Source organism: Rhodopseudomonas sp. (assembly GCF_048594845.1).
In the GTDB taxonomy this organism is placed as follows: domain Bacteria; phylum Pseudomonadota; class Alphaproteobacteria; order Rhizobiales; family Xanthobacteraceae; genus Rhodopseudomonas.
This window is the reverse complement of the sequence record NZ_JBMDXE010000073.1, coordinates 1-3,815: the sequence shown is the minus strand read 5'-3', so window position 1 is coordinate 3,815 and position 3,815 is coordinate 1. Positions and strand designations below refer to the sequence as shown.

Sequence of the window (3,815 nt, the reverse complement as noted above, 5' to 3'; positions counted from 1 at the left end):
CTTCAAGGCCGCCGCTGCGCGGCGGCGCCTCAGGATGACGGCGTGCGAGCTGTTAGTTTCCCGCCAGGATCAACTACACCGTCTTCTCCGGCCAGCGGCACAGGTCGTTGATCAGGCACGCTTCGCAACGCGGCTTGCGGGCCAGACAGGTGTAGCGGCCGTGCAGGATCAGCCAGTGGTGGGCATGCTGCATGAACTCCGCCGGGATCGCCTTCTCGAGCGCGAGCTCGACCGCCAGCGGCGTGTCGCCCGGCGCCAGCCCGGTACGATTGCCGACGCGAAATACATGCGTATCGACCGCCATGGTCGGTTGGCCGAACGCCATGTTGAGCACGACGTTGGCGGTCTTGCGCCCGGCGCCCGGCAACGATTCCAGCTCTTCGCGGGTGCGCGGCACCACGCCACCAAAGTCGGTGATGAGTTTTTGCGACAGCGCAATCACGTTCTTCGCCTTGGTGCGAAACAAGCCGATGGTCTTGATGTATTCCCGCACTTGCTCCTCGCCGAGCGCCAGCATCTTGGCCGGCGTATCGGCGACCGCGAACAGGCTACGCGTCGCCTTGTTGACGCCGGCGTCGGTCGCCTGCGCCGACAGCACCACCGCGACGAGCAGCGTGAACGGATTGACGTGCTCGAGCTCGCCCTTCGGCTCCGGGTTGGCCTTGGCGAACCGGGTGAAGGCCTCGCGAACTTCGGCGGCGGTCCAGCGGCGCGGGGCTTTCGGCCGCTTCGCCGGTTGCCCCGAGTTTGCCACAAGCTTCTTCGGCTGCTTCGGCTTCGCAACTGGGACGGCCGCGGCCTTGCTGGCGGATTTCGGGGCGGCGGGAACGGAGAGGCGGCGCGTGGATTTCGGCATGGACGAGGTATAATATTCCGCGATGATCACAGACAGCGATCTTGATCCGGATCGGCCGCAACCGAAACTGTTTTCGGCATTGCTCAAGCCGCATCGTGCCTTGAGTCACAAGGCTTTTCTGGTGCTGATGGGATGCCTCGGCACGATCAGCTTCGCGGCCGGGATCGGCTTCTGGATGATGGGCGCCTGGCCGGTGTTCGGGTTCTTCGGCCTGGACGTGCTGGCGGTCTACATCGCCTTCCGGGTGGCCTTCGCCCGCGGCCGCGCCAGCGAGGAAATCTCCATCACCCCCAACGAGTTACGGATCCGCCGCACGAGCCATCGCGGCCACGTGGTGGAGTGGGTGCTGAACCCGCTGTGGGTGCGGTTGGAAAAGATCGTTCACGCCGAATTCGGCATCGAGCGGCTGTATCTGGTGTCGTCGGGCCGCCGCGTCAGCATCGCCAATTTCCTCGGCGCCGACGAGAAAGCCAGCTTCGCCAATGCCTTGAGCGCGGCGCTCGACAGCGCCCGGCGCGGCCCGGTGTACAACCCGTAAGCCTCCGGAAAGCGGGTGGCTGCGGCCGCTGCGGCAGGTATCATCGGCCGCATGATGAACCTCGCCGTCTCCGACCACATCCTCGCCAAGCCCGGCCCGCGCGACGCCGCGCTCGCCGACTACGACTGCGTCCGCCGCGCCATCGCGTTCATCTCGCAGAAGTGGAAAACGCAGCCCGCCGTTGAAGATATCGCCGACGCCGCCGGGCTGACGCCCGACGAACTGCACCATTTGTTCCGCCGCTGGGCCGGGCTGACGCCGAAGGGCTTCATGCAGGCGCTGACGCTCGACCATGCCAAGTCGCTGCTGCGCGATTCCGCCAGCGTGCTCGATGCAGCGTTGGAGTCCGGCCTATCAGGTCCCGGCCGGCTGCACGATCTGTTCGTCACCCACGAAGCGATGTCGCCGGGCGAGTGGAAGAGCGGCGGCGCGGGGCTCACGCTGCGCTACGGCTTTCATCCCTCGCCGTTCGGCACCGCCGTGGTGATCGCCTCGGACCGCGGCCTCGCCGGGCTCGCTTTCGCCGATCCGGGCGAGGAGCAGGCGGCGTTCGTTGATCTGCAGCAGCGCTGGCCGCGCGCGACCTGCATCGCGGACCAGGACTTCACCGCGCCGTTCGCCAGCCGTGTGTTCGACCCCGCGCAATGGCGTGCCGAACAGCCGCTGCGGGTCGTGCTGATCGGCACCGATTTCGAGGTGCGGGTGTGGCAGACGCTGCTCAAGATCCCGATGGGCAAGGCGCTGTGCTACTCGGACATTGCCCATCGCATCGCGTCTCCGAAAGCCTCGCGTGCCGTCGGCGCCGCGATCGGCAAGAACCCGATCTCGTTTGTGGTCCCGTGCCACCGCGCGCTCGGCAAAGGCGGCGCGCTCACCGGCTATCATTGGGGCCTGACCCGCAAGCAGGCGATGATCGGCTGGGAAGCCGGGCGAATCGGGGCGGGCAGCCCCTCCGGCCGAACGATTGACGAGGCCGGGCTGCGACCATAGGTGTGTGGTGCGCCAACGGCGCTCCCCATACCCAGGAAAGTGTTTGCCATGCAGTCCCGTCGCCCCGTGATGCTCGTGATCCTCGACGGCTGGGGCTGGCGTGAAGACCCGGCGGACAACGCCGTACTGCAGGCCAAGACGCCGACCTTCGATGCGTTGTGGAGCAACGGCCCGCATGCGTTTCTGCGCACCTCGGGCAAATCGGTCGGTCTGCCGAACGGCCAGATGGGCAATTCCGAGGTCGGCCATCTCAACATCGGCGCAGGCCGGGTGGTGATGCAGGATCTGCCGCGGATCAGCGACGCCATCGCCAGCGGCGAGATCGAACGCGCGCAGGAGCTGCTGGCTTTCATCGACAAGCTGCGCGCCAGCGGCGGCACCTGCCATTTGATGGGCCTGGTGTCCCCGGGTGGCGTGCATTCGCTGCAGGATCACGCCGTTGCGCTGGCGAAGATTCTGGCGAAGGCCGGAATCCCGACGGTGCTGCACGCCTTCACCGACGGCCGCGACACGCCGCCGAAATCCGCCGTCGACGACATCGCATGGCTGCGCGCCGAGCTGCCGCCGAACGTGCCGATCGCCACCGTCAGCGGCCGCTACTACGCGATGGACCGAGACAATCGCTGGGAGCGCGTCGGCAAGGCCTACAATGTGATCGCCGAGGCCGACGGCCCGCGCTTTGCGGACGCCGATGCGGTGGTCGCGGCCGGCTACGCGTCCGGGGTCAATGACGAGTTCATCGTTCCGGCCGCGGTCGGCGACTACCAGGGCATGCGCGATGGCGACGGCGTGCTGTGCTTCAACTTCCGCGCCGACCGCGTACGTGAAATCCTCGCGGCGTTGCTCGATCCGGCCTTCGCGGGCTTTGCACGCAAGCGCGTGCTGAAGATCGCGGCCGCGGCCGGCATGACGCAGTACTCGACCGCGCTTGACGCGCTGATGGGCACGATCTTCCCGCCGCAGAGCCTGGTGAACGGCCTCGGCCAGGTGGTCGCCGCCGCGGGACGGAATCAGTTGCGGATGGCCGAGACCGAGAAATATCCGCACGTCACCTACTTCCTCAATGGCGGCGAGGAAGTGCCGTATCCCGGCGAAGACCGCATCATGGTACCCTCGCCCAAGGTGGCGACCTACGATCTGCAGCCGGAGATGTCGGCGCCCGAACTCGGCGACAAGGCCGTGGAGGCGATCGAGTCCGGCAAATACGACCTCATCGTCCTCAACTTCGCCAATCCCGACATGGTCGGCCACACCGGCAGCCTGCCGGCGGCCATCAAGGCGGTGGAGACGGTTGATACGCAGCTCGGCCGCATCGTCACGGCCATCCGCCAGGCCGGCGGCGCACTGCTGGTCACCGCTGATCACGGCAATTGCGAGATGATGCGCGATCCCGTCACCGGCGGTCCGCACACCGCGCACACCACCAATCCG

4 protein-coding genes are annotated in these 3,815 nt (G+C 67.1%); 3 read left to right on the top strand and 1 reads right to left on the bottom strand.

The window, feature by feature from the left end; all coding sequences use genetic code 11:
- Positions 1 to 73: 73 nt before the first annotated feature.
- Complete coding sequence (gene nth / locus ACOJTD_RS03990) at positions 74 to 856, bottom strand: endonuclease III (RefSeq protein ID WP_420131636.1); 783 nt, start codon at positions 854 to 856, stop codon at positions 74 to 76.
- A 22-nt stretch (positions 857 to 878) separates the two neighbouring features.
- Between nth and ACOJTD_RS03985 the strand changes: the two genes are divergently transcribed.
- From ACOJTD_RS03985 to gpmI, 3 genes are all read left to right on the top strand, one after another.
- Positions 879 to 1,394: a DUF2244 domain-containing protein gene (locus ACOJTD_RS03985; RefSeq protein ID WP_420131635.1), complete on the top strand. Its 516-nt coding sequence runs from the start codon at positions 879 to 881 to the stop codon at positions 1,392 to 1,394.
- Positions 1,395 to 1,445: 51 nt separating this feature from the next.
- The gene (locus ACOJTD_RS03980) at positions 1,446 to 2,384 is read left to right on the top strand and encodes a methylated-DNA--[protein]-cysteine S-methyltransferase (RefSeq protein ID WP_420131637.1); all 939 of its coding nucleotides are present in this window, start codon (positions 1,446 to 1,448) and stop codon (positions 2,382 to 2,384) included.
- 48 nt (positions 2,385 to 2,432) lie between these two features.
- Positions 2,433 to 3,815: 2,3-bisphosphoglycerate-independent phosphoglycerate mutase (gene gpmI, locus ACOJTD_RS03975; RefSeq protein WP_420131634.1), on the top strand; the 1,383-nt coding region annotated here is incomplete at its 3' end.

Coding starts and splice junctions, on each gene's coding strand:
- nth (WP_420131636.1), bottom strand. CDS start 856: ATGCCGAAATCCACGCGCCGCCTCTCCGTTCCCGCCGCCCCGAAATCC.
- ACOJTD_RS03985 (WP_420131635.1), top strand. CDS start 879: ATGATCACAGACAGCGATCTTGATCCGGATCGGCCGCAACCGAAACTG.
- ACOJTD_RS03980 (WP_420131637.1), top strand. CDS start 1,446: ATGATGAACCTCGCCGTCTCCGACCACATCCTCGCCAAGCCCGGCCCG.